General features: G+C 67.7%; 8 protein-coding genes and 1 pseudogene. 7 read left to right on the top strand and 2 right to left on the bottom strand.

All coding sequences use genetic code 11. The annotated features are described in order from the left end of the window. Window positions 1-104: 104 nt before the first annotated feature. From POL72_RS12930 to POL72_RS12915, 4 genes are all read left to right on the top strand, one after another. Window positions 105-9,020, top strand: a complete 8,916-nt coding sequence (locus POL72_RS12930) for a Tc toxin subunit A-related protein (RefSeq protein WP_272095478.1) — start codon at window positions 105-107, stop codon at window positions 9,018-9,020. A 43-nt stretch (window positions 9,021-9,063) separates the two neighbouring features. Further along, window positions 9,064-9,612 carry a hypothetical protein gene (locus POL72_RS12925; RefSeq protein WP_272095477.1) on the top strand — a complete coding sequence of 183 codons (549 nt, stop codon included), beginning with the start codon at window positions 9,064-9,066 and terminating at the stop codon, window positions 9,610-9,612. Window positions 9,613-9,802: 190 nt separating this feature from the next. Beyond that, window positions 9,803-17,023 carry a SpvB/TcaC N-terminal domain-containing protein gene (locus tag POL72_RS12920; RefSeq protein ID WP_272095476.1) on the top strand — a complete coding sequence of 2,407 codons (7,221 nt, stop codon included), beginning with the start codon at window positions 9,803-9,805 and terminating at the stop codon, window positions 17,021-17,023. A gap of 307 nt (window positions 17,024-17,330) precedes the next feature. After that, window positions 17,331-17,600, top strand: coding sequence for a hypothetical protein (locus tag POL72_RS12915; RefSeq protein ID WP_272095475.1), 270 nt, complete (start codon window positions 17,331-17,333; stop codon window positions 17,598-17,600). Between the two features lie 523 nt (window positions 17,601-18,123). Here POL72_RS12915 and POL72_RS12910 read toward each other — a convergent pair. Continuing rightward, window positions 18,124-18,693: a hypothetical protein gene (locus POL72_RS12910; RefSeq protein WP_272095474.1), complete on the bottom strand. Its 570-nt coding sequence runs from the start codon at window positions 18,691-18,693 to the stop codon at window positions 18,124-18,126. A 247-nt stretch (window positions 18,694-18,940) separates the two neighbouring features. Here POL72_RS12910 and POL72_RS12905 point away from each other — a divergent pair, with 247 nt between their 5' ends. From POL72_RS12905 to POL72_RS12895, 3 genes are all read left to right on the top strand, one after another. Next, the gene (locus tag POL72_RS12905; protein WP_272095473.1) at window positions 18,941-24,340 is read left to right on the top strand and encodes a toxin TcdB middle/N-terminal domain-containing protein; all 5,400 of its coding nucleotides are present in this window, start codon (window positions 18,941-18,943) and stop codon (window positions 24,338-24,340) included. A 26-nt stretch (window positions 24,341-24,366) separates the two neighbouring features. After that, window positions 24,367-25,599, top strand: coding sequence for a hypothetical protein (locus tag POL72_RS12900; RefSeq protein WP_272095472.1), 1,233 nt, complete (start codon window positions 24,367-24,369; stop codon window positions 25,597-25,599). A gap of 313 nt (window positions 25,600-25,912) precedes the next feature. Continuing rightward, window positions 25,913-26,302 (top strand): hypothetical protein, encoded by a 390-nt coding sequence (locus POL72_RS12895; RefSeq protein WP_272095471.1) that lies wholly within the window; start codon window positions 25,913-25,915, stop codon window positions 26,300-26,302. A 245-nt stretch (window positions 26,303-26,547) separates the two neighbouring features. Here POL72_RS12895 and POL72_RS12890 read toward each other — a convergent pair. Further along, window positions 26,548-26,963 (bottom strand): annotated as a pseudogene (locus POL72_RS12890) (transposase); the annotation flags it as partial. Between the last annotated feature and the right edge of the window lie 20 nt (window positions 26,964-26,983).

The following is a 26,983-nucleotide window of genomic DNA, read 5'->3' as shown; positions in this document are numbered from 1 at the left end:
TCATCTCCTCCGCTGTCGACCGTCGGCGACGAGGCGCACCGGCCGCGGCGGCCGAACACTGCGCCAACTGATGGTTTTTGACCATGGAATCGAAGGGAGCTCGCATGAAAAAGTATAAACTCTCCGGTCGGGTCGTCCGAGCCAAGACCGAAAGGGGCGTCGGGAGTGTGCGTGTCGAGGCGTGGGACAGCGCGGAGGTCACCACGGATCTCGTCGCCGTCGCCGTGACCAACCAGACCGGCGATTTCGAGATATCGCTCGACCAGGCCGCCGTGGATCGCCATTTCCAGGGGCGGAAGCCGCTGATCGCGCTCCGCGTGTTCTCGCCCGGGGCCGAGGAGTACGTCACGCGCTACACGCAATGGAAGGTGTCGCCGACGCCTGCGACCGTGCGGATCGAGGTGGACCTCGCGTTGACCTCGACCAGGCGCGCTCCAGCCCAATCGGTCGTACGCGGCATCGTGCGGAACGAGCAAGGCGCGACGGTCGCGAACGCGACGGTGCGCGCCTACGACGTGAGGCTGACGTCAGAGATAGAGATCGGCTCGTCGGCGACCGATTCGACGGGTCATTACAAGATCTCGTACTCGCCCCTGCTGGCATCCGGCAAGCAACAGCCGGATCTCCGGGTGATCGTCTACAACGGGTCGAATCAGGAGCTGGGCCGCTCCGCGCTGATCGTCCGCGCCCCATCGACCGCCGTCGTCGACCTGGTCACCAGCCAGAACCAGGAAGATCGCGGCCCCTCGGAGCTGCAGCAGCTCAAGTCCCGCACCGCGGCTCATACGCAGGGGGTGGTCCTCGGAACCCTTCAGGCCGAGCAGGTCGAGTTCGTCGCGATGGGGACCGAGGTGGATCGCGGGAAGGTCGAGGCGCTCGTCGCGGCCGACTCCCTCCTGACGTCCGTCGGCGTCGGCGGGTCCGCCGATTCTTTTTACCCCTTCGTCCGCATGGGCTTGCCGGCCACCCGGCGCGGGCTCCTGTCGTACCCCAAACCCGCGCTGCGCCGCGCGCTCGACGAGGCCAAGGAAGCAAAGATCGTGGGCGGCGAAGTCAGCGATAGCTTCGTCGATCTCCTCACCCAGGCCGCCGTCGATCTCGCCATGGGGGCGCCGCCCGCGGGAGCGACCTGCAGCCTCGGTCAGCTCGTCGAGCTCGTGCTGTCCGAGGAGGGCTACGCGGAACAGTTCCTCGCCGAGTACCTGGCGTTCGATGGCACGCCGGAGGCCTTCTGGGCCCACCTCGCGTCCTTGCCCGAGTACCAGAGCGAGGGCTCGCTCAACATCCCGCGGCTCCAGCTCGTGCTGCAGCTGGGCGCGCTCACGCGCTATCACTTCCCGCTCGTCGAAGAGCTGTGGGAGCGCTGGCAGGACGCCCAGTTCGCCGAGCTCAAGGACCTCGCGGCCTACAGCGAGGCCGACTGGATCGCGGTCCTCACCATCCAGCGCAACGGCTCGCCCATCAACTACCCGGCCGACACGCCCGGAGCGACGGTGGCCGAGAGGCGCGCGACCTACGCGAAGGTCCTCCGGCGGGCCCTGGAGGAGGCGTTCCCGTCGAAGGCGGTCGCGTCCGCGATCGCCGCGGTCGGCGGGAGCGAGCTGCCCACGTTCTTCAACAACAACCCTTCGTTCAAGCTCGGCGAGGCGCGCATCGGCCACTTCATCGCGTCGAACCCGGGGGCGGTCGCGGGGCTCTCCAACCCCATGGTCGCGGTGCGCGATCTCAAGGTGGTCGAGCGGCTGCACAATCTCACACCCAGGTACGAGGAGGCGAAGGTGCTGCTCGACGCCGGGTTCAAGTCGGCGCGGGAGATCTCCATCCGCGGCAAGCCCCGGGTCGGCGCCGAGCTCGGCGCTGCCCTCGGAGGCGTCGAGATCGCGAACGACATCTACGAAAAGGCGGTCGCCGTCTCCGATGTTGCGCTCGCGCTGTCGCTCAAGTTCGGCACGGCCTTCAACCAGGGCTCGGCCTACGCCCTGCCCAACCCCGCGCGCCGCGCGAGCCAGCCGGCGCCCGATCTCGCGACGTACGAGGCGCTCTTCGGCTCCTCCGACGCGTGCGCGTGCGCGCACTGCGCCTCGGTCTACGGCCCGGCGGCGTACCTCGTCGACATGCTCCGCTTCCTCGACCGGTACAGCTCCACGATCACGAAGAGCGGCAGCACCAAGTGGACCGCGAAGGAGCTGCTCCTCGGCAGCGCGCCGGGCTCCACGCCGGCGCGCGCCGGGCGGCGCCCGGACATCGGCCGGATCGACCTCACCTGCCAGAACGCCGATACGCCGCTGCCGTACGTGGATCTGGTGAACGAGATCCTCGTCCACGCCTTCGTGAGCGAGAGCCAGGCGCCGCTCGCCTTCCCGGAGCACATCGCGACCGCCGGCACCGCCGAGGAGCTCGCGGCCATGCCGAACCCGCCCAGCGGCGAGGAGGACTGGCACGAGACGGCTTACGAGCGCCTGGCGGAAACCGACTTCCCCTTCAGCTTGCCGTATCACCACCGGCACCACGAGGCGCGCGTCTATCTCGAGCACCTCGGCGTGCCCCTGCACGCATTCCTGAGCGAGCTGAGGGCGAAGTGGTCCAGCCCGGAGGCCATGTATCCCGAGGACGCGGCCGCCCATCGGCTCGGGCTTTCAGGGCGCGAGCTCGATCTGATCCGCGGCACCTGGATCACGGGCGTGACCCTGGCGAGCGCCTGGGGCGTCTCCGTGATCCCCGGCGGGCTGTTCAACGTGCCGGTGTTCCTCAAGCGCTCGGGGCTGTCCTACGACGAGCTGCGCGACATGCTCGAGACGTCCGTGCTCCATCGCTTCGGATCGCCGGCGATCCAGCCGGCGAATAGCTGCAAGATCGACGAGCAGAGCATCGGCGGCCTGAGCGATGCCGCGGCCTCGCTGGACATCTTGCACCGCTTCCTGCGGCTCCGGCTGCGCCTCGGCTGGTCGATTCGCGAGCTCGATCAGGTGCTGGCCACGTGCGCGCCCAGCGGCACCGACGTCGTGAACGGCCGCGCGCTGCGCGTGATTGCGGTGATCCAGGCGCTGCGCGCCGACTGGGGCATCTCGCTGCCGATCGCGGCGCTCGCGAGCTGGTTCGGGCCGCTCGACACCCAGCGCCGCGACGCCGGCGAGACGCCCTCGTTCTACGAGCAGCTCTTCCAGAACAAGGCCGTGACCAACCCGGTCGACGCCGCGCTCGCGCTGCCGGGGGTCGCCAGCCTCCCGACCGCCACCCTGTTCGAGTCCCACACGCCCGCGATCCTCGCCGGCCTGCGCATCAGCCGGGAGGAGCTGTCGCTGCTCACCGCGAGCTCGGGGCTCGGGCTGCCCGCGCTCGTCCCGGCGGACACCTCTGACCTCGCGCCGGTGACGCTCGCGAAGCTCCACCGCTACGTGACCTTTGCGCGGGCGGCGCGGCTGTCGTTGCCCGATTTCCACGCGCTCTACAACCTGACCACCTACAAGCCGCTCGAGGCCGACAACCCCGAGCATACGCTGCGCTTCCTGGACACTGTCGATCGCGTGCGGCGCTCGGGGCTGTCGCCCGCCGACCTCGAGGTCATCTTCCGGGCGCGGCCGTCCCGGCGCGCGCGGATCGCTGCGACCGACGAGGCCATCAACTCCGTGCTCGACCAGATGTTCGGCGCGCTGCTGGCGCTGCGAGGCAAGAACGGCGCCCCGGACAGCGAGGCCGAGGCGGCCCTCATCGAGGACACGCTCGGCGCGGCGCTGAAGCTGGACGCGCGATCGACACACCTGCTCATCGCGGACATCCTCACGACGGGCGAGTCCGACGACGTGCCGCTCGGCAGCGCGTTCTCGCTGCCCACCTCGCCGCCGCCGTCGCTCGACGACCCCAGCCGCGCCGCACAGCGCGCCGCCTACCGGCACCTGGCCAGGGCCGCGGCGGTCGTGCAGCAGCTCGGTGCGCGCGCCGACGAGATCGAGCGGATGTTCGCCGGCGCGTCGCCGGCGCTCGACCTCGACGGGCTGCCGCGCGCCGAGATCGACGGCGCCGGCGGCTCGCCGTTGTTCGCGGACTGGGAGAAGCTCGTGGATTTCGTCGAGCTCCGCTCCCACCTCGTCGGGCCGAACCCGTCGCTGGCGAGCCTGTTCGAGGCCGAGCCCGCGAAGCTGGCCGCCGCCACGGGCTGGCCCGTGGAGGACGTCACGGCGCTGCTCTTCACCCGTGGCTACGAGGCGCTCGATCCGAGCAACGCCGCGGAGCTGGTCTCGGTCCTCGGGCTCGTGCGCCGCGCGATCGTGGTGCTGAAGCGGCTCGGCGTTTCGGCCCAGCAGGCGTTCGACTGGGAGATCTCGATGCACTCGGTCGACGCCGGGCCTGCCCAGAGCATCGTCCGGGCCGCGAAGGCGAAGTACTCCGACGCCGAGTGGGCGCGGGTGGCGCCGCCGCTGCGCGACGTGCTGCGCGAGCGGCTCCGCTCGACGCTGGTGGCGTACCTCGTGGCGAAGCGGGGATACGAGGACAGCGACGACCTGTTCGCCAACCTGCTCGTGGACGTCGAGACGAGCCCGGCGGTGATCACCTCGCGCCTGAAGCAGGCCATCGGCTCGGTGCAGACGTTCGTGCAGCGCGCGCTCATGAACCTGGAGTCGGGAGAGCTGAAGCTCCCGGAGGAGGCGGCGCGCGAGTGGGCGTGGCGGAAGAGCTACCGCGTCTGGGAGGCGAGCCGCAAGGTGCTCCTCCAGACCGAGCTGTACCTCGACCCGTCGCTGCGCGACGACAAGTCGCCGTTCTTCAAGGCTCTGGAGGCCGAGCTCCGGCAGCAGGACATCACCGACGACACCGCGGAGCGCGCGTTCGAGCGGTACCTGGACAGGCTCGACGAGGTCGCGAACCTCGAGATCGCGAGCGCGTTCCACCAGGAGGAGGACGGCGACGACACGCACCTTCCGATCGACGTGCTCCACGTCGTCGGCCGCACCGCGGCCCAGCCGTACAAGTATTTCTACCGCACGCGGGTGGACGGGCTGTCCTGGACTCCCTGGGAGCCCATCGATCTCGACATCGAGGGGGACAGGGTCCTGCTCGCCGTGGTGGATCGTCGGCCACACCTCTTCTGGCCGATCATCGAGGAGCGCGCCGAGCCGGAGCAGCCGATGCCGAGCGACACGCGCGAGGCGGGCAAGACGGCGGTGACGAGCCATTACATCCGCCTCGCATGGAGCCAGCGCCGCAACGGCGCGTGGGGTGCGCGCCGGATGAGCGGCGGCTCGGAGGTGACGCTGGAGTCGGAATCCAATACGGATTTTGTCTCGCTGCTCGTGGAGCGCGACGACGAGCAGGCTCCGCCCGGGATCGCGGCGATGTATAGCAACACCTCCTTGGGCACTCGCCTCGGACACTTCGTGCAGAGCGCTTGCGGTGCGCTCGAGGGCACCAACTTCGGCTACGAGATCCGGAACTACAATCTTTTCGATCCGGCAATTCCCTACAGGACCGTCTGGCGGGGGCAGCACGTGGTGTCGAGGGATGCGACAGAGCTGGTCGTTCCGATCAAGATCAACGGCTTCGCGAAGACCATCCCGCTGCTCGGCAGCGTCACCCCGTTCCGCGCGCTCATTCCGCGCGAGATCGGCAGCGGGCACTTCAAAGACACCGCCGCGGCAGGCGTGTCGTTCTTCTTCAAGGACGCGAAGTCGACGTTCTTCGCCGATCTCGTCCTGACCGAGTACACCGAGTGGGATAAGGCCACGCAGGTTCAGCCCGGGATGACGGCGTACGGCGACATCGGCCTGAAATTCGGCGCGTTCGCCATGCGCGCGGGGCCGGCGGCGGACGAGTGGGCGCACAGGGCGCCCGAGGAGACGCGCATCGCGCACGTCTACGAAGACGCGAAGCGATACCGCTTCATGTCCTTCTACCACCCCTACGCCTGCCTGTTCCGGAAGGAGCTGCAGCGCTCGGGCGTGGACGGGCTGCTCAAGTGGTCGCTCCACCCGACCGAGCCGCTCCAGCGCAGCTCCAGCGACCACTTCGAGGAGACGTACGACCCTGATCCCGAGTACGTGCTCACGCCGTATCCGAAGGAGGAGGTCGACTTCTCGTTCCAGGGCGCTTACTCGATCTACAACTGGGAGCTGTTCTTCCACGCGCCGTTCCTGATCGCCCTCCGGCTGATGCAGAGCGGCCGGCACGCCGAGGCGCAGCGCTGGCTCCACTTCATCTTCGACCCGACCACCGGCGATCCGGCCCCGGCGCCCGAGCGCTTCTGGAACGTGCGGCCGTTCCGCGAGAACAAGGATCTCGCCTCGATCGAGGACGAGCTCCGGGAGCTGCCGGCCTCGAAGCAGGGCGCGATGGCCAAGCTGATGCGCGCGCTCCTGACGAACCAGGGTGACGCGTCGGAGAAGCTCGATCTCGCCGCGCAGATCGAGGCGTGGCGGAAGGACCCGTTCAATCCGCACCTCGTCGCGCGGATGCGGCCGATCGCCTACCAGAAGGCGGTGGTGTCGAAGTACATCGAGAACCTGATCGCGTGGGGCGATCAGCTGTTCCGGCGCGAGACCATCGAGTCGCTCAACGAGGCGACGCAGCTGTACATCCTCGCCGGCAACATCCTCGGCCGGCGCCCGGTGCGCGTCGAGCGGAAGGACGCGGTGACGCCGCGGAACTACTGGCAGCTCGAGGCGCTCGGGCTCGGAGACCTCTCCGACCCGGTGATCGGGTCGCGGTCCCGCGTCGAGGCCGAGAGCCTCGCGACCCTGATCAAGCCGCCGCACCCCACGATCCACGAGCGGGCGCCTGACCTCGGAGAGCTGTACTTCTGCGTGCCCCGCGACGAGGCGCTCTCGGGGCTGTGGGACACGGTCGCCGATCGGCTCTTCAAGATCCGACACTCGATGAACATCGAGGGCATGGTCCGGACGCTGCCCTTGTTCGAGCCGCCCATCGATCCGATGCTGCTCGTGCAGGCCAGGGCGCTCGGCGTGGATCTCGCGACGGTGCTCGGCGAGGCGAGCTCCCCGCGGCTCCCCTACCGCTTCCAGGTGGTGCTCGCCAAGGCGGCGGAGCTCTGCGGCGCGGTCTCCGGGCTCGGCGCCGCGCTGCTCGCCGCCATGGAGAAGAAGGACGGCGAGGCGATCGCGCGGCTCCGCTCCGGCCACGAGGTCGAGCTCCTCGCGGCGGTGCGCGAGATCAAGGCGCAGCAGGTCAAGGAGACCCAGGCGACCGTCGCCTCGCTGGAGCGGTCGCTCGAGACGGCGCGGCTCCGCCGCGACCACTACGCGGGCTTGCCGCGGATCAGCGCTGCGGAGCAGGGCGCGCTGGCCATGAGCATCACGGGCTTGGAGCTCGGGCTCGCGGCGCAGGTGATCGCCGCCGTCGCCCCCGGCGTCGAGGCGACCCCGCCGACGACGTTCGGCGGCGCGGGCACGATGGGGAGCCCGGTGGCCCTCACCACGATCGGCGGGCAGGCCTCGGGCGCGTCGATCGAGGCGGCGGCACAGGCGCTCTCCATGGCCGCCGGCGCGCTGCGCGAGGGCGCGTCGATCGCGTCCACGATCGCCGGCTACGAGCGGCGCGCCGAGGAGTGGGCGCTGCAGGAGCGGCTCGCGGCGAAGGAGATGCAGGGGCTGGAGAAGCAGATCGTCGCCGCGAAGATCCGCGCCGCGGTGGCCGAGGTGGAGCTCAGGAACCACGATCGGCAGACCGAGCAGGCGCGCGAGGTGCTCGAGTTCCTCCGGGACAGGAAGCGCACGACCGAGGAGCTGTACGACTGGATGGTGGCGGAGCTGTCGACCGTCCACTACCAGACGTACACGCTGGCCTTCGACATGGCGAGGCGCGCGGAGCGGGCGCTCCGGTTCGAGCTCGGCACGGCCGACAGCACGCCCGCGATGGTGCGCTTCGGCGCCTGGGACAGCCTGAAGCAGGGCCTGCTCGCGGGCGAGCGGCTCCAGCACGACCTCCGCCGCCTGGAGGCCGCGTTCCTGGAGCAGACGCCGCGAGAGGCGGAGCTCGTCAAGAACGTCTCGCTCGTCGAGGTCGCGCCCGAGCAGCTCATGCGGCTGCGCGAGACCGGCACCTGTGACGTCGTGCTGACGCAGGAGGTGTTCGATCTCGATTACCCGGGTCACTACTTCCGGCGCATCAAGTCGGTCGCCGTCACGATACCGACCGTGACCGGCCCGTACGCGGGCGTGAGCTGCACGCTCACGCTGAGCAACACGCGCGTGCGCCCGCCGCCGCAGCCGCCGGTGACCGCCCAGACCTATGCGGACACCGAGGACTTCCGGACGGATCTCGTGCCGCTGACGGGCGTGATCGCGACCAGCGGAGGGGTGAACGACGCGGGCCTGTTCGAGCCGAACCTGCGCGACGAGCGGTATCTCCCCTTCGAGGGCGCGGGCGTGCTCGGCACCTACAAGATCGAGCTGCCCGCGGCGAACAACCGCTTCGACATCGCGGCGGTGAGCGATGTGATCCTGCACATCCGGTACACGGCGCGCTCGAACGGCGCCCTCGCGGCCGCGGCGAAGACGTATTACCACGACCACCCCCCGGTGCGGCGCCGGCTCTTCAGCCTGCGGTCCGAGCTGCCGGCCGAGTGGGCCCGGTTCATGGCGGCGCCGTCGGATGACGCCGTGGCACAGCAGCTCTCCATCCCGCTCACGCCGGAGATGTTCCCCTACGCCCCGGCGACGCAGAAGGTCGCGCTGAAGAGCTACACGCTCTATGCGCGGTGGAACGGGAAGACGCATTATTGGAATTTGAACCAGGGTAGGCTCCTGGTGACGATGGCGCGGCCAGGCGCCGCGGCGCAGGAATCGTCCACGCTCAACCAGTTCCCGCTGGACAGCACCGGCGGCTGCAACACGGGGGCCAGTGACAAGAAGGATCTGCCGCCGAACGAGCAGGATCTCGGCACCTGGACGCTCAGCGCGAGCCGGGGTGCGGTGGGCGTGATCGCGAGCGACCTCCGCACGAACAGCCGGCTCAACGACACGCTCCAGGACATCTACCTGCTCTGTGAGTACGGCTTCGAGTCGGCGTGACCGTAGACGAAACCCAGGCGATCTCTCACCAAGGAGTCAGCATATGTCGGACAACATCACGCTTCCTGAGGGCGCGGGCACGCTCCTCGCCACCGACGAGATCCTCGGCGTCCACGTCCTCCGCGCCAAGCTGCAGACAGGCGTGGACGGCACCGCCGTCGACGTCTCGCAGAACGACCCGCTGCCGGTGCGCCTGGTCGGGTCGCTCCCGGCCGGCGCCAACACCGTCGGCGCGGTCCATGTGAAGCCGGACACGGCGGGTGGGCTCTCGGTCCACCGCAACGTCAGCCTGAGCGCCACGGGACAGAGCGCGAAGAGCTCTCCCGGGCAGGTGTTCGGCTGGCACCTGGCCAACTGGGGCTCGAGCGTCGCGTTCGTGAAGCTCTACAACACGGCGGGGACCCCGACCGTCGGCACGACCGAGCCTGCGTTGACGCTCATGGTGCCGGCCGGGCAGGTGGTCTCGGCCGAGCACACGAACGGCATCGCGTTCACGAACGGCATCGGCATCGGCGCGACCGTAGGCGCGGCGGACGGCGACGCGACCGCGCCCGCGGCAAACACGATGATCGTGAACGTGCTCTACAAGTAGCGCTGCCCGCAGAGGGGGTGGGCCCTCGTCCCGGGGGGGACCGGGCGACGAGGACAGGGTGGTGAGCTCGAACCGTCCGTGAGCGGCGCTGGCCCGGCGCCGCTCACGGATTCGGCGGTCGACGCCGTCGTGCCGGAGCGAGTCGCTCCGGGCGCGTTGGCCGCCCATTGCCATGGGAAGAGGGAGACGGATGAACGCTCGTGAACCCAAGAAGGAAACCACCGCTGCTCCGGCAGCATCACCGGCCGCGCCGGACGGCGGAGCCGGCGGCAGGCGCCGAGACGCCGCGCCCCTCGCCCGGGAGGGGTCCGGTAACACCGAGGCTCCGAAGGGCCTCCCCGGCGCGCCCAAGGCGCCGGAGCTGCCCGCGCCCGCGCTGCCGAAGGGCGGCGGCGCGATCCGCGGGGTGGATGAGAAATTCTCCGCGAACCCGGTGACGGGCACGGGGTCGTTCTCGATCCCGCTGCCGCTGAGCCCCGGCCGCCCGGGGTTCGGGCCAGCGCTGGCGGTGACGTACGACTCCGGGGCTGGCAATGGCCCGTTCGGCGCCGGCTGGCAGCTGTCGATCCCGCGCATCACGCGAAAGACCGACAGGGGCCTTCCCCGCTACGACGACGCGCACGAGAGCGATGTGTTCGTCCTGTCCGGCGCGGAGGATCTGGTGCCGGCGCGGTCGATCGACGGCGCGGTGCTCGACCGGTACGAGACGGACAGCGAGCGGGTGATCCGCTACCGTCCCCGCGTGGAGGGCGCGTTTGCGCGCATCGAGCGCCGCGAGGTCAAGGAGAGCGGCAACGTGTACTGGACGGCGACGACGCCGGACAACATAACGAGCGTCTACGGGCGGAGCCCGGAGGCACGGATTGCCGACCCGGCGAGGCCTGCGCGCATCTTCTCGTGGCTGCTGGAGGAGACGCGGGACGACAAGGGCAATGTCGTGGCCTACGCGTACAAGGCGGAGGACCTGACCGGCGTGGCGCGCGACGAGGCCGCGGAGAGCCACCGCCACGCGGGCCGCGCGGCGGTTGCGAACCGCCATCTCAAGCGCGTCCGTTACGGGAACACGGTGCCGGGCGTCGCGGGGAGCTTCCTGTTCGAGGTCGTCTTCGATTACGGCGAGCACGACGCCGAGGCGCCCACGCCCTCGGAGAGCGCCCCGTGGCTGGTCCGTCAGGACCCGTTCTCAGTGTACCGCGCCGGGTTCGAGATCCGCACGTACCGGCTCTGCCGTCGCGTGCTGATGTTTCACCATATGTCCGAGCTCGGCGAGACGCCGTGCCTCGTGCGGTCGCTCGACCTCACGTACGTGCCGGGCCGTCACCTCACGCGCCTCACCGCCGCGACCCAGGCCGGCTATCTCCGCGATCCGCAGACCCAGGCGTACAGCCGTGAGGCGCTCCCGCCGATCGCGCTGACGTACAGCGAGCCGGTGATTCACCGCGAGGTGAAGTCGCTCGACCCCGAGAGTCTGCGCGACCTGCCGGGCGGCACGACGGGGACGGGGCGGCGGTGGGTCGATCTCGACGGCGAGGCGCTGCCCGGCGTGCTGATCGAGGAGGGCGAGGCGCTGTATTACAAACAGAACCTCGGCGGGGGCCTCTTGTCCGCGGCGCGGCCGCTGCAAACTCGCCCGGCCGTCTCCGGCGGGCAGCTGCTCGACGTCGACGGAGACGGGCGCAAGGAGAGGGTGGTGTTCGAGCGGCCGGTGGCGGGCTACTTCGACCGCGAAGGCGCGGGCTGGGCGGCGTTCCGCCCGTTCGCGTCGCAGCCGAACGTCGACTGGAGCGACCCGAACGTCCGCCTCATCGATCTGAACGGCGACGGGCACGAGGACATCCTGATCACGGGGCCCGACACGTTTACCTGGTATCCGTCGCTCGCCAAGGGCGGCTTCGACCGGCCGATCACGATCGCGCGTCCGAGCGACGAGGAGCGCGGGCCGTCGCTCGTCTTCGCCGACGCGGCGCAGAGCATCTTCCTGGCCGACATGAGCGGCGACGGGCTGGTGGACCTCGTGCGGATCCGGAACGGCAACGTGTGTTACTGGCCCAACCTCGGATATTGCCGCTTCGGCGCGAAGGTGCAGATGAGCGGCAGCATGCGGTTCGATCACGAGGGCCGCTTCGACCCGAAGCGCATCCGCCTCGCCGACGTGGACGGCTCGGGGACGACCGATATCGTCTACCTGCACCCGGACGGCGTGCGCTTCTATGCGAACAACGCCGGCAATACGCTGGCTGCACCGGTGATCCTGCCGCCGCTGCCCGACGTGAGCGATCTGGCGGCAGTCGAGGTGATCGATCTGCTCGGCTGCGGGACCGGGTGCCTGGTGTGGGCCTCGTCGCTGCCCGGGGCGCGCCCGCGGGTGCGCTACATCGATCTGCTCGGGAGCAAGAAGCCGCACCTCTTGACCTCGATCGCGAACAACCTCGGCAGAACTACGACGGTGGCGTATGCGCCGTCGACGAAGTTCTACCTCGCCGACCGGGCGGTTGGCCGACGGTGGGTGACGAGGCTGCCGTTCGTGGTCCATGTCATCGAGCGCGTCGAGGTCTTCGACGCGATCTCGCGGCATCGCTTCGTGACAACGTATGCCTACCACCACGGCGACTACGATGGTGTGGAACGGGAGATGCGCGGCTTCGGCATGGTGGAGCAGCGGGACACCGAGTCGTTCTCGGCGTTCAGCGGGGCCGGCTTCGCGCCGCCCGCGGCAAACGCCGATCCCGAGCTGCACCTGCCGCCGGTGCTGACGAAGACGTGGTTCCATACCGGCGCCTGGATGGAGGGGGCGAAGATCTCGGCGCAGTACGAGAGCGAGTATTACGCCGGCGACGCGGAGGCGGTCCGCCTTGCGGACACGCTGCTTCCCGAGGGGCTCCGCGCCGTGGAGATGCGCGAGGCGTGCCGGGCGCTCAAGGGGCGGCCCCTCCGCCAGGAGGTCTACGCGCTCGACGGGTCGGCGGAGGAGCCGCGCCCGTACGTCGTCAAGGAGCACAGCTACGCGATGCGGCGCCTCCAGCCCGCGGTGGGCAATGCGCATGCGGTGTTCTTCGCCCATGCGCGCGAGGCGCTGGAGTACCATTACGAGCGCAGCGAGAGCGATCCGCGCGTGGCGCACGCGCTCACGCTGGAGGTCGACGATTACGGTGCGGTCCTGCGGGCGGCGCAGATCGGATATCGCCGGCGGGCGGCGTGGACGGCGTTCCCCGAGCAGGGGCAGGGGAAGGCGACGCTGACGGAGAACGATGTGGAGCACCTGACCCCGGACGAGGAGGGTGCTTATCGGATCGGGGTCCCGACCGCGACCCGGATCTACGAGCTGCACGGCCTGCCGCTCGGCTCGGAGGGGGTGCTCGCGTTCCAGGCGGTCCTCGACGCGGCGGACGGCGCGACGCACCTCGAGTACGACGGGACGCCGGGCGGGTCGTTCCAGAAGCGCCTGTTGCAGTATGCGCGCACGAGGTACTGGAGCGACGATCTCACGGCGCCGCTGCCGTTCGGCGAGGTCGGCAGCAGGGCGCTGCCGTATGAGAGCTTCGCCAAGGTCCTCACGCCTTCGCTGATCACGTGGGTGTTCGGCTCTCGCGTCACGAGCGGCATGCTCGCGGAGGGGGGCTATGTCCAGCTCCCGGACGATCCGGACTACTGGGTGTCCTCGGGGCGGGCGGTGCCCTCGGCGGCTCACTTCTACTTGCCGACAACGTTCGTTGATCCGTTCAGCAATGCGTCGCAGGTCGCCTACGACCCGTATTGCCTGCTCGTGACGGCGGTGACCGACCCGTTGAGCAATCTCGTGGAAGCCGTCCCCGACTACCGCGTCCTCGCCCCGCGGCAGCTCACGGACGCAAACCGCAACGTGAGCGAGGTGCTCTTCGACGCGCTAGGCCGGGTCACGGCGATGGTGGTGATGGGAAAGTCGGGGGCCGGTGAGGGCGACACGCGCGAGGATCCGACGGCGACGTTCGCGTACGACCTGGAGCGGTTCGTTCTCACCGGCAAGCCGAACGTGGTGCACGCCCGCGCCCGCGAGCAGCACGGACCGGCCAACCTGCGCTGGCTGGACACGTACAGCTACTCCGACGGCTCGGGCAACGAGGTGCTGCGCAAGGTGAAGGCGGAGCCAGGGCTCGCGCCCGAGCGCGACGCGAACGGCGCGCTGGTGCACGACGCGGAGGGCGACCTGGTCTTTTCGCATGCGACGTCGCGCTGGGTCGGGACCGGGCGCACGGTGCTGGACAACAAGGGCAATCCGGTCAAGCAGTACGAGCCGTTCTTCAGCGCGACGCACGAGTACGAGGACGAAGCGGAGCTCGTGGAGTGGGGGGTCACGCCGATCCTGCGGTACGATCCGCTCGGCCGGCTCATCCGGACCGACCTGCCCAATGGCACGTTCTCGCGGGTGGTGTTCGATGCGTGGAAGCAGACGTCGCACGATCCGAACGACACGGTGCTGGAGAGCGCGTGGTACGCGGCGCGCCAGGCGCTGCCGCCGGGCGACCCGCAGCGCCGTGCGGCCAACCTGGCGGCAGCACACGCCGGTACCCCGGCGGTGAGTCACCTGGACGCGCTGGGGCGGGTGTTCCGCGCGGTGGCGGACAACGGTGCCGAGGGGCAGTACGTCACGCAGAGCACGCTGGATATCGAGGGGCAGCCGCTCGTGATCACGGACGCGCGCGACAACGAGGCGATGCAGCATCGCTTCGGACTGGGCGGGCAACTGCTCTATCAGAAGAGCAACGACGGCGGCGAGCGGTGGATGCTGGCGGGCGCGACAGGACAGCGGCTGCGGGCGTGGAACGGGCGAGGGTTCGTCTACCGCTCGTCGTACGATGGGCTGCGCCGGCCGACGCACGAGCAGGTGCAGCTGGGCTCGGGCAGCGAGCGGCTGGCGCGCCGTTACGTCTACGGCGAAGCGCACCCGCAGGCGACGGCGCTGAACCTGCGCGGCAGGGCGTACCAGGTGTATGATGGCGCGGGAGCTGTGACGAGCCAGGCGTACGACTTCAAGGGCAACCTGCTGCAGGCGTCGCGCCGGCTGCGGAGCGACGTGCACGCCGACGCCGACTGGTCGGTGCTGTCGGCGCTGACGGATGTGGCTGCCATTGCGACGGCGGCGGAGCCGCTGCTGGAGACCGAGAGCTTCGGCACGCAGACGGCGTACGATGCGCTGAACCGCCCAACCAGCCTGACGGCCCCGGATGCAAGCGAGGTCAAGCCGACGTACAACGAGGCGGGGCTGCTGGAGCGGGTGGAGGCGCGGATTCGAGGCGCGGTGGCGTGGACGACGTTCGTTGACAACATCGACTACGACGCGAAGGGCCAGCGAGAGCGGATCGACTACGGTAACGGCACGTCCACGGTGTATACGTACGATCCGCTGACCTTCCGGCTCGCGCGCCTCCGGACCACGCGCAGCTCGGATGGCGCGGTTCTCCAGAACCTGACGTACACGTACGATCCCGTCGGGAATATCGTCGAGATCGGGGACAGCGCGCAGCAGACGGTGTTCTTCAACAACGCGGTGGTGTCGCCGAGTGCGCAGTACGTGTACGACGCGGTCTACCGGCTGATCGAGGCGACGGGACGAGAGCACGCGGGCGGGCTCGCCGACGTGCAGCGCGATGAGAACGACGTGCCGATCCAGGCGCTGCCCCACGCGAACGATGCGCAGGCCCTCAGGAACTACACCGAGCAGTACTTTTACGACGCAGTCGGCAACATCCAGCGGATGGAGCATCTGGCCGGCGCGGGGACCTGGATCCGGCGGTATTCCTACGAGATGACGAGCAACCGGCTCGTGACCACCTTCGGGGCTCCTGAAGGCGAGCCGTCCAGCCCGATGTATCCCCATGACGCCCACGGCAACATGACGGCCATGCCACACATCGCAGCGCTCACGTGGGATGAGAACGACCAGCTGCAAAGCATCGATCTCGATGGCGGCGGAGTCGTGTATTACACCTACGACGCCGCCGGGCAGCGCGTGCGCAAGGCCTGGGAGCACAGCGGGCTCGTCGAGGAGCGCATCTACATCGGCGGCTACGAGGTCTACCGCAAGCGCAACGCGGCGGGGCTCGTGCTCGAGCGACAGACGCTGCACGTGATGGATGGCGCGCGGCGGGTGGCCATGGTCGAGACCAAGACGGTCGACACCTCGGGGCCGCTCACGGTAACGCCGCGGGTGCGCTACCAGCTCGACAATCACCTCGGGTCGGCGTCGCTGGAGGTGGACGGGGCAGGGCTCGTGATCGGCTACGAGGAGTATCACCCCTACGGGACGACGGCGTACTGGTCGACCAGCAGCGCGGCGGAGGTGAGCCGAAAGCGGTATCGCTACACCGGCCAGGAGAAGGACGAGGAATCGGGGCTGTACTACCACGGGGCGAGGTACTACGCGCCGTGGCTCGGGAGGTGGACGGCGGCGGACCCGAGCGGCTTCAACGCTTCAGCGAGCTCATACTGGTATACCACAGACAACCCGGTAAAATTCCTCGATCCGGCCGGCTTGGACCCGCCGCTGCCACATGACACGCGAACGACCGATCAGCAAAACCTCTCCTACGCGGGAGATCTGCCTTCTGCTCTGCCCGGTGGCCAGACGACGGCAACACCCAGCGAAGAAGATCGAATCATTCCCCTGATAGACCCCTCGATGGACTACAATGAGCGCCTCGAAGTCGTTCGTGAGCAGCACCGTAGTCTAGTCCCCGTCGAACAGCAGACGCGCTTTCCGATCACAGATTGGAGCAAGCCTGAGTACGGAGGAATGCCCCTTCGTTGGGGAGAGTTGCCCACAGCTTCGTTCCACGAAGGCCCGTATGGCCCGTGGGAGGACTTGATGTGGAGGGGTGCATTTCTGTTGAAGGGCAAGTCGGATCTTTCGGATGCGCTGCTCGAACAGTATATGTACGGCAACGGAGGCACGTACCGCATCTCCGCTGATGAGCTAGCTAAGCTATCGATGGAGACTGGCGCGGACTACAACGTTAGATATGCAGACTTCAAGACAGGCCCCGAGCCGACGCTGCGCGAAGCGCTGCGTGATCAAGCGAGACACAGTGCATCACCATCGGATTTCACTTGGTCCGGGGCCGCAATCGTGAACGATGGCCTCGGCGGCGCCCGAGCAACCGTCTCGGGAACCCTATATTCGTTCGGTGATGGCGGCTACGAGTTTCGCGGAGTGGGTTCGTTCACCGACATCTGGGATTTCGATGTGCCACCGGACCAATCTCACCGATCGGCCGTGGGCGCGAGCCGAACCAAGATCGGGCATGATCTGCTTCCGGGGGTCGAATTTCGTGTAGAGACGGAGTTGTTTTCTGTCGAGATACTGCGCGACGGGATGCTGCTATCTCCAGTGCGTGATCACGAGGAGGCCGCACAGAAACGCTGGCGTGCACAGTAGCACTGCTGTGAAAGATGGCCCGTTCGCGGGATCGAAGACAGATGGGGCTGCGGCAGGGCGTGGTGCAAGCGAAAAGGGCGACCGTGGCCTCGCGGTCGGACCCGTGACATGGTAGGATGAGAACCGGGTGCACCTGCTCATGGGAATGGTCTGCTTTTACCCCAAATACGCGTCCTTTGCGCTGCTCTCCATTCTGGCCTTGGCTGGGGGGAGCGCGTCGAGTTGTAAGGCCGACGGAAAAAAACGCGATCCGTTTGGCGGAGGGCTTCCGCCGAGCGCGAGCGACATCCACGAGCAGGACATAGACATGTTCCCGGACTGGGAATATTATTTCCGGGCCAGCATGCCCGCCCAGGACTGCGAGGCCCTGCTCGCGAAGGTCGCGAGCAGGGAGGGCTTGCAACCCATCTCGGAGCACCGGCAGCTGGATGGCCAGGGCGACTGGGGCCCTCTGACCCCACCGGCGTGGTGGCAGCCGACCTGGATCAGCAGCCACCACCATGGCCGCCGGGGAGACGTGAATACCTGCGCCATGTGCAGGGGCGGCACCTTCTATTACTGGACCGGGTCCCACTGAGCGGAGACGCGTCGTCGCGTAGGCCACCTTACAGATATGCGAATCATGTGGCCGTGCTGGTCCCCCGTGAACGTGACCCGGGGGGGCAGATGACAAGGCCGAATCGATTCCAGGTTGGTGCTTTCCCCTCCCTCCCCTGTGGCACCCAATGCTGAATCAAAGTTGAATCGAGTTCAGGTTACTATTGATGGTTGTTTCGCAGGATCTGTGGACGAACGCGCTGCGCGTAGCCGCTCCGCCGAATGCGTTTTTGACAGGGCCAGTTTCGGCTGCACGTTATGCGGCGCCGGAAGGAGGCGTTCCCCTCCTCGGCGCAGAGGAGCGAGCGATGCCAGGAAGCAGGGTGCTAGTGCGGCTGCGTGCAGCGCTGTCGATGCATTGAGAGCAGCAGAGGCGTGGGAAGTATCCGAGCGAGCTGCGAAGGCGGGCGGAGGCGTACGCCAAGGAGCGCTGCCGGGCGGGGGCGACGCCGACCGAGATCGCCACGGAGCTCGGTGTCCGCCGGGTCACCGCCGAACGATGGCTATCTGGAGGTGAGTGTGCGGACGAGGGCGCGTTGCCAAGAGCCCCCAAGGCAGCCGAGAGTTTCCCGCTCATGCCCGTCGTGGTGCGTCCGGAGCGCCGAGAGGCGCCGCCTTTGCGGCTCAGGTTCGCGTTTGCCGACGGGACGCGGATGCAGGTATGTGGGCTCAGCGCGCTCGACGTTGTGGAAACGATCGAGGCGGTACGGAGGCTGCGGGTAGCCGCTCCGCGGAGCGGCTACCCGCAGGGGCACCGCTGGAGGCGGCCGCAGGGCCTTGACATGGTTGAGGATTCCCAGCACGCCATCACGGAGCCGGATCGCACGCTCGTCAAAGAGCGTGCTCGGTAACAGCACGGGGCGCGTCTGCACGCGCTGGGCGATCGCGTGGATCTCCTCGTCCATCGGCTCGCGGTCGCGCGGCAGTGGCAACGTCGTTGCGGCATCGAAGTACCTGCCGACCGTCTTGAGATCGAACCCCATCTCGCGCGCCACACGACGCGCGCTCTGCCTCGCCGCACGCCGGCGGAGCATTTCCTTGATGTCAACCATGATCAGCTCTCGGTAGGGCATTGGCCTCCTTCCGACGGCGACCCGCGCCGTCATCGGAAGGAGCCCGTCTCAGATCCCGACCGCGGCGTCCCGAGCTGGCCCCATGAGGCTGCAAAAAACCTCGGAAGCTGGCCCCATGACCCTGCAAAATAAGCTGGATCACTCCGCCGCGCGGGTGGCCCCATGACCCAAAAAAAACGCCGGCAGGCGGCCCCATGAGGCTGAAAACTGGCAGAAAGATGACGGGGACGCCGAGCTCCCGTTCTCGGTGTACCGCGCCGGGTTCGAGATCCGCACGTACCGGCTCTGCCGTCGCGTGCTGATGTTTCACCATATGTCCGAGCTCGGCGAGACGCCGTGCCTCGTGCGGTCGCTCGACCTCACGTACGTGCCGGGCCCTCACCTCACGCGCCTCACCGCCGCGACCCAGGCCGGCTATCTCCGCGATCCGCAGACCCAGGCGTACAGCCGCGAGGCGCTCCCGCCGATCGCGCTGACGTACAGCGAGCCGGTGATTCACCGCGAGGTGAAGTCGCTCGACCCCGAGAGTCTGCGAGACCTGCCGGGCGGCACGATGGGGTCTGGGCGGCGGTGGGTCGATCTCGACGGCGAGGCGCTGCCCGGCGTGCTGAATGAGGAGGGCGAGGCGCTGTATTACAAGCAGAACCTCGGCGGGGGCCTCTTGTCCGCGGCGCGGCCGCTGCAATCTCGCCCGGCGGTCTCCGGCGGGCAGCTGCTCGACATCGACGGAGATGGGCGCAAGGAGAGGGTGGTGTTCGAGCGGCCGGTGGCGGGCTACTTCGACCGCGAAGGCGCGGGCTGGGCGGCGTTCCGCCCGTTCGCGTCGCAGCCGAACGTCGACTGGAGCGACCCGAACGTCCGCCTCATCGATCTGAACGGCGACGGGCACGAGGACATCCTGATCACGGGGCCCGACACGTTCACGTGGTATCCGTCGCTCGCCAAGGGCGGCTTCGACCGGCCGATCACGATCGCGCGTCCGAGCGACGAGGAGCGCGGGCCGTCGCTCGTCTTCGCCGACGCGGCGCAGAGCATCTTCCTGGCCGACATGAGCGGCGACGGGCTGGTGGACCTCGTGCGGATCCGGAACGGCAACGTGTGTTACTGGCCCAACCTCGGATATTGCCGCTTCGGCGCGAAGGTGCAGATGAGCGGCAGCATGCGGTTCGATCACGAGGGCCGCTTCGACCCGAAGCGCATCCGCCTCGCCGACGTGGACGGCTCGGGGACGACCGATATCGTCTACCTGCACCCGGACGGCGTGCGCTTCTATGCGAACAACGCCGGCAATACGCTGGCTGCACCGGTGATCCTGCCGCCGCTGCCCGACGTGAGCGATCTGGCGGCAGTCGAGGTGATCGATCTGCTCGGCTGCGGGACCGGGTGCCTGGTGTGGGCCTCGTCGCTGCCCGGGGCGCGCCCGCGGGTGCGCTACATCGATCTGCTCGGGAGCAAGAAGCCGCACCTCTTGACCTCGATCGCGAACAACCTCGGCAGAACTACGACGGTGGCGTATGCGCCGTCGACGAAGTTCTACCTCGCCGACCGGGCGGTTGGCCGACGGTGGGTGACGAGGCTGCCGTTCGTGGTCCATGTCATCGAGCGCGTCGAGGTCTTCGACGCGATCTCGCGGCATCGCTTCGTGACAACGTATGCCTACCACCACGGCGACTACGATGGTGTGGAACGGGAGATGCGCGGCTTCGGCATGGTGGAGCAGCGGGACACCGAGTCGTTCTCGGCGTTCAGCGGGGCCGGCTTCGCGCCGCCCGCGGCAAACGCCGATCCCGAGCTGCACCTGCCGCCGGTGCTGACGAAGACGTGGTTCCATACCGGCGCCTGGATGGAGGGGGCGAAGATCTCGGCGCAGTACGAGAGCGAGTATTACGCCGGCGACGCGGAGGCGGTCCGCCTTGCGGACACGCTGCTTCCCGAGGGGCTCCGCGCCGTGGAGATGCGCGAGGCGTGCCGGGCGCTCAAGGGGCGGCCCCTCCGCCAGGAGGTCTACGCGCTCGACGGGTCGGCGGAGGAGCCGCGTCCGTACGTCGTCAAGGAGCACAGCTACGCGATGCGGCGCCTCCAGCCCGCGGTGGGCAATGCGCACACGGTGTTCTTCGCCCATGCGCGGGAGGCGCTGGAGTACCATTACGAGCGTAGCGAGAGCGATCCGCGCGTGGCGCATGCGCTCACGCTGGAAGTCGACAATTACGGTGTGGTCCTGCGGGCAGCGCAGATCGGGTATCGCCGGCGGGCGGCGTGGGCGGAGTTCCCCGAGCAGGAGCAGGGGAAGGCGACGCTGACGGAGAACGATGTGAAGCACCTGGTCCCGGACGAGGAGGGTGCTTATCGGATCGGGGTCCCGACCGCGACCCGGATCTACGAGCTGCACGGCCTGCCGCTCGGGTCTGAGGGGGTGCTCGGGTTCCAGGCAGTCTTCGACGCGGCGGCCACGGCGGAGGACGTGCCGACGCTCGCGTACGACGGGACGCCGAGCGGGGGCTTCCAGAAGCGCCTGTTGCAGCATGCGCGCACGAGGTACTGGAGCGACGATCTCACGGGGCCGCTGCCGTTCGGCGAGGTCGGCAGCAGGGCGCTGCCGTATGGGAGCTTCGCCAAGGTCCTCACGCCTTCGCTGATCACGTCGGTGTTCGGGACCCGCGTCACGAGCGGCATGCTCGAGGAGGGGGGCTATGTCCAGCTCCCGGACGATCCGGACTATTGGGTGGCCTCGGGGCGGGCGGTGCCTTCGGCGGCTCACTTCTACTTGCCGGCGACGTTCGTCGATCCGTTCGGCAATGCGTCGCAGGTCGCCTACGACCCGTATTGCCTGCTCGTGACGGAGGTGACGGACCCGCTGAGCAACGTCGTGGAGGCCGTCCCCGACTACCGCGTCCTCGCCCCGCGGCAGCTCACCGATGCCAATGGCAACGTGAGCGAGGTGCTCTTCGACGCGCTAGGCCGGGTCACGGCCATCTTGGTGATGGGAAAGTCGGGGGCCGGTGAGGGCGACACGCGCGAGGATCCGACGGCGACGTTCGCGTACGACCTGGAGCGGTTCGTTCTCACCGGCAAGCCGAACGTGGTGCACGCCCGCGCGCGCGAGCAGCACGGACCGGGTAACCCGCGCTGGCTGGACACATACAGCTACTCCGACGGCTCGGGCAACGAGGTGCTGCGCAAGGTGAAGGCCGAGCCAGGGCTCGCGCCCGAGCGCGACGCGAACGGCGCGCTGGTGCACGACGCGCAGGGCGACCTGGTCTTTTCGCACACGACGTCGCGCTGGGTCGGGACCGGGCGCACGGTGCTGGACAACAAGGGCAATCCGGTCAAGCAGTACGAGCCGTTCTTCAGCGCGACGAACGAGTACGAGGACGAAGCTGAGCTCGTGGAGTGGGGGGTCACGCCAGTCCTGCGGTACGATCCGCTCGGCCGGCTCATCCGGACCGACCTGCCGAATGGCACGTTCTCGCGGGTGGTGTTCGATGCGTGGAAGCAGACGTCGCACGATCCGAACGACACGGTGCTGGAGAGCGCGTGGTACGCGGCGCGGCAGGCGCTGCCGGCGGGCGATCCGGAGCGCCGCGCAGCCAACCTGGCGGCCGCGCACGCCGGGACGCCGGCGGTGAGCCACCTGGACGCGCTGGGGCGGGTGTTCCGCGCGGTGGCGGACAACGGGGCCGAGGGAGAGTACATCACCCAGACGACGCTCGATATCGAGGGGCGGCCGCTCCTGATCACGGACGCGCGCGACGACGAGGCGATGCAGCATCGCTTCGGGCTGGGCGGGCAGCTGCTCTATCAGAAGAGCAACGACAGCGGCGAGCGGTGGATGCTGGCGGGCGCGACAGGACAGCGGCTGCGCGCCTGGAACGGGCGTGGGTTCGTCTACCGCTCGTCGTACGATGGGCTGCGCCGGCCGACGCACGAGCACGTGCAGCTCGGCTCGGGCAGCGAGCGGCTGGCGCGCCGTTACGTCTACGGCGAAGCGCACCCTCAGGCGACGGCGCTGAACCTGCGCGGGCGGGCGTACCAGGTGTATGATGGCGCGGGTGTGGTGACAAGCCAGGCGTACGACTTCAAGGGCAACCTGCTGCAGGCCTCGCGCCGGCTGCGCAGCGATGTGCACGCGGACGCCGACTGGTCGGTGCTGTCGGCGCTGACGGATGTGGCTGCCATCGCGACGGCGGCTGACCCGCTGCTGGAGACCGAGAGCTTCGGCACGCAGACGGCGTACGATGCGCTGAACCGCCCAACCAGCCTGACCGCCCCAGATGGCCTGACCGCCTCGGGTGCTAGCGAGGTCAAGCCGACGTACAACGAGGCGGGGCTGCTGGAGCGGGTGGAGGCGCGGATTCGAGGCGGGGTGGCGTGGACGACGTTCGTCGACAACATCGATTACGACGCGAAGGGCCAGCGAGAGCGGATCGACTACGGCAACGGCACGTTCACGGTGTACACGTACGATCCGCTGACCTTCCGGCTCTCGCGCCTGAAGACGACGCGGAGCTCGGACAGCGCGGTGCTGCAGAACCTCACGTATGTGTACGACCCCGTGGGGAACATCGTGGAGATCGGGGACAGCGCGCAGCAGACGGTGTTCTTCAACAACGCGGTGGTATCGCCGAGCGCGCAGTACGTGTACGACGCGGTCTACCGGCTGATCGAGGCGACGGGGCGGGAGCATGCGGGCGGGCTGTCGGACGCGCCGCGTGACCAGAACGACCTGCCGATCCAGTCGCTGCCGCACGCGAACGACGCGCAGGCGCTGAGGAACTATACGGAGCAGTATGTCTACGATGCGGTGGGCAACCTGCAGAGGATGGTGCACCAGGCGGGCACGGGAAGCTGGACGCGGTGGTATGCGTACCAGGAGACGGAGAACAACCGGCTGACGAGCACGACCGGGGACCCGGTGAACGGGCCGTTCCGCAACTATGCGTATGACGCGCACGGCAACATGACGTCGATGCCGCACATCACGGCGCTGACCTGGGACGAGAAAGACCAGGTGCGGAGCACGGACCTCGACGGCGGCGGCGATGTCTATTACGACTACGACGCTGCGGGGCAGCGCGTGCGCAAGGTCTGGGAGCACAACGGGCTTGTGGACGAGCGCATCTACCTCGGCGGCTACGAGGTGTACCGGAGGCGCAACGGGTCGGGGCTGGTGCTGGAGCGGCAGACGCTGCACGTGATGGATGGCGCGCGGCGGGTGGCGATGGTGGAGACCAAGACGGTCGACACGTCGGGGCCGTTCACGGTGACGCCGCGGGTGCGGTATCAGCTCGATAACCACCTCGGGTCGGCGTCGCTGGAGGTCGACGGGGCGGGGCTTGTGATCGGCTATGAGGAGTACCATCCCTATGGGACGACGGCGTACTGGTCGGCGGCGTCGGGGATCGAGGTCTCGCAGAGGAGGTACCGGTACACGGGCAAGGAGAAGGACGAGGAGACGGGGCTCTACGACCACGGGGCACGGTACTACGCGCCGTGGCTGGGGAGGTGGACGAGCGCAGATCCGGCGGGGATTGTAGATGGGCCGAACCTGTATCAGTACGTGCGGGGGAATCCGATACGGCTGGTGGACGCCAATGGGACGGAGTCGAAAGAGGTTGATAATTCAAGGCTGGCCTCAGGTTTCAGCTGAAGACCGTATCCGCTGACGATGACACGGTGAAGCCTGTCCAGCACAGGACAAGAAGCATCTTCGGCGACAGGAAGGACATCAAGCAGATCGGTGAGCTACAGGTTGCGCCGCCTCCCGAGACGAGCACATCGTCTCCGGGAGCGACTCACTCGACCCCGCCGGGACGAGGAACAGGCCCGGCCGGAGCTACCTATGTGCCGCCTGGAAGGAGCAGCGGCGGTCCGACCGACAGGATGTCCCCTGAGACCGCCGCAGTCTATCGATACCTGACGGAGGAGAACCCCGTCCTTGGGGCCGTCGTGGGTGCGATCCAGCTTGCAGGAGCGATTTTCATGCTCCGTTCCGATGTTCGGGCTCTCAGCTCCGCCGCCAGGGCGAATATCTCGCCGACGTGGAGACCGGCGGCGGGGAAGGATGAGGGGCGAGAGAGCACCCCAGGCCTGTCAGCATCCTCCGTGTTACCGTCCGGCAAGGCTTTCAGCTCCCCAGGAGGGCGCCCCATCGCGACGCTTGAGCAGCGGAGTCCATCCATCATCGTCTCCGAGCCACCCGGCGAAGTCGGAGTCATGATCTCAAGACGCCTCACCCCAATGGATATGTGGTCGCTGCAGAAGGAGTTCAGAGTCGAGTTCGCTCTGGTCTATCGAACCGGAATGGGACGAGGTGGTGGAGGCGGCACGTACTGGATTTACTCTGGGTCCGTCGCAAGGGTCAGGCCGCCCATTGGGCCAAACATCCGTCTCAACAGTCACACTCATCCAAAGGGCGGTGACTACGGGCCCAGCGAGCAGGATCTCGGATTCCTTAAGGATTTGCGCAAGGCGGGCTCGCCACAGAGCGTGTCTACAGTGATAGAGCATGATATGAACGTGATTGCATTTGGTCAGCCTCGCCCAAGAAGTAGTAGAGGGAATTGGAACATGGACGACAATAGGCTGAAAGAGTTTGAGCATATGTGGCAATCGGACAAGGAGTGCTACATGCTGAGCGAAGTCGAAGGCGGCGACTCCTCGAGCCAGGAGTATGCGATCGTCGACATTAGCACGAATCATGGGGTTATCATCGAAGATAACGAGGTCGCGCACGAGGTCGTTCGGCGCATGCTCGAAGCCGGCGTGAGCGTCGGTAATCCATTTGATCCGAAAACAAGAAAGGAGATCCTGAAGCGCCGCCTCAGGTCGTCCCATGAGAACCATCAACACGACCTCCTGCTGCGGTTCTCTCGCGCCGGCATGATGCTCATGAGCCGATGCTCGTGAACGCGGTAATGCTCTAGCGCATCTTCATACCGCACTCTCTCTCTCTCTCTCGCCCGGGCGACGAGGAGCGCGGGCCGCTGGACCCAGGGGCAGGCCCGGGTACTGTGAAGAACGTCGTGAATGACTCCATTCGCGGCGGGGGTCAGGCACGTGAGATTATCATGGATGCACGTGGTACCGGACTCACCAAGGAAGCAGCAGAGAAGGGCGCAGCGAGAGCCCTGGGTATCTCACGGGGCAAGCTTGACGGTCTCACGATGATTGGTGATGGGTATTTCTTCAGATGGACTCCGAGGTGACCATGTCCAGGCCGATGAGTGTGTTCGTTGATTTTTGCGGCGATGAAGGGGTGCTCCTCAGCGCTCTCACCGAGATTCTCGGCTGCTCTCTGGTGAAAGAAGAGACTGATGTTGGAATTCTTTACCGTGGTAGGCTCCTCGATATTGAGGTTGTATTGATTGGAGATCACGGTCTGGGTGATGATTGTGGAATTAATTTTTCTGAGTATATGTACCAGTTGAAGTTGGTGGCGTTCGAATCTGGGATGCGCCTCTCCAGTTACGATCGGATGTATGAGAGTGTTGTTGTATTCGTTGCGGAGAGGTTGTGTGAGCGTCTTCGTTTCAGGACTCAGGTTGTTGTGAATCTGCAGAAAATAATCGCCACGTTCGATCCAGGAGCTGGCGCAGATCGCAGCCAGTGACAGCGGTGGAAATGGGCATCGACGCCCACAAGGGCTGAGTCCAGGTGATTGTCTCACCGACTGCCTGTGCCGAGGCACCGGACCTTGCGGGAGCCCACGCCAGCGGCCGCTTAACTCGACGCTGCGGACCGATGGTCCACGTTGAGTAAGAGCACCTAACAAAGGCGAGCCCGGGCGTAAATGAGGCAGATCAGGCAAACGGAGAGCTTGAGGAACCCACGGTGGATGTCGGCCCGCCGTTCGTAGCGTACGGTCAGGCGCCGGAAGCGACGCAGCCATGCGATCGTCCGTTCGACGACCCATCGATAGCGGCCGAGCTTCTCCGACGACTCGATACCCTTGCGAGCAATGCGGGGTAGGATGTGGTGCAGATGGCAAGCCAAGCGCAGGGCCGGGTCGTCGTATGCCTTGTCGGCGTGCAGCTTCTTGGGGCGTCGTCGCGGTCAGCCGCGAGGACGCGCGATCGGCGGCACGGCATCCACCATGGGCGTGAACATCTTCGAGTCATGGACGTTGACCGGCGTCATCTCGACGGCGAGAGGGGTGCCACTCTGATCGACCAGGAGGTGGTATTCGAGCCCGCCCGGCCGCGATCTGTGGGGTTCGGGCCGGTCTCTCGGACCCCTCTTGCCGGAACCAAGGAGGCATCCAGCGCAGCTCTGCAACACTCCCTGAAGCAAG

The sequence above is a fragment of the Sorangium aterium genome (assembly GCF_028368935.1).
GTDB lineage: Bacteria > Myxococcota_A > Polyangia > Polyangiales > Polyangiaceae > Sorangium > Sorangium atrum.
Note: the sequence above shows the minus strand (reverse complement) of the source record. Positions and strands in the feature narration are given on the sequence as shown.

What these genes read in the sequence shown, in the direction of transcription:
- POL72_RS12925 (WP_272095477.1), top strand. Translation starts at nt 9,064, where the DNA reads ATGTCGGACAACATCACGCTTCCTGAGGGCGCGGGCACGCTCCTCGCC.
- POL72_RS12920 (WP_272095476.1), top strand. Translation starts at nt 9,803, where the DNA reads ATGAACGCTCGTGAACCCAAGAAGGAAACCACCGCTGCTCCGGCAGCA.
- POL72_RS12895 (WP_272095471.1), top strand. Translation starts at nt 25,913, where the DNA reads ATGAGTGTGTTCGTTGATTTTTGCGGCGATGAAGGGGTGCTCCTCAGC.
- POL72_RS12915 (WP_272095475.1), top strand. Translation starts at nt 17,331, where the DNA reads ATGTTCCCGGACTGGGAATATTATTTCCGGGCCAGCATGCCCGCCCAG.
- POL72_RS12930 (WP_272095478.1), top strand. Translation starts at nt 105, where the DNA reads ATGAAAAAGTATAAACTCTCCGGTCGGGTCGTCCGAGCCAAGACCGAA.
- POL72_RS12910 (WP_272095474.1), bottom strand. Translation starts at nt 18,693, where the DNA reads ATGCCCTACCGAGAGCTGATCATGGTTGACATCAAGGAAATGCTCCGC.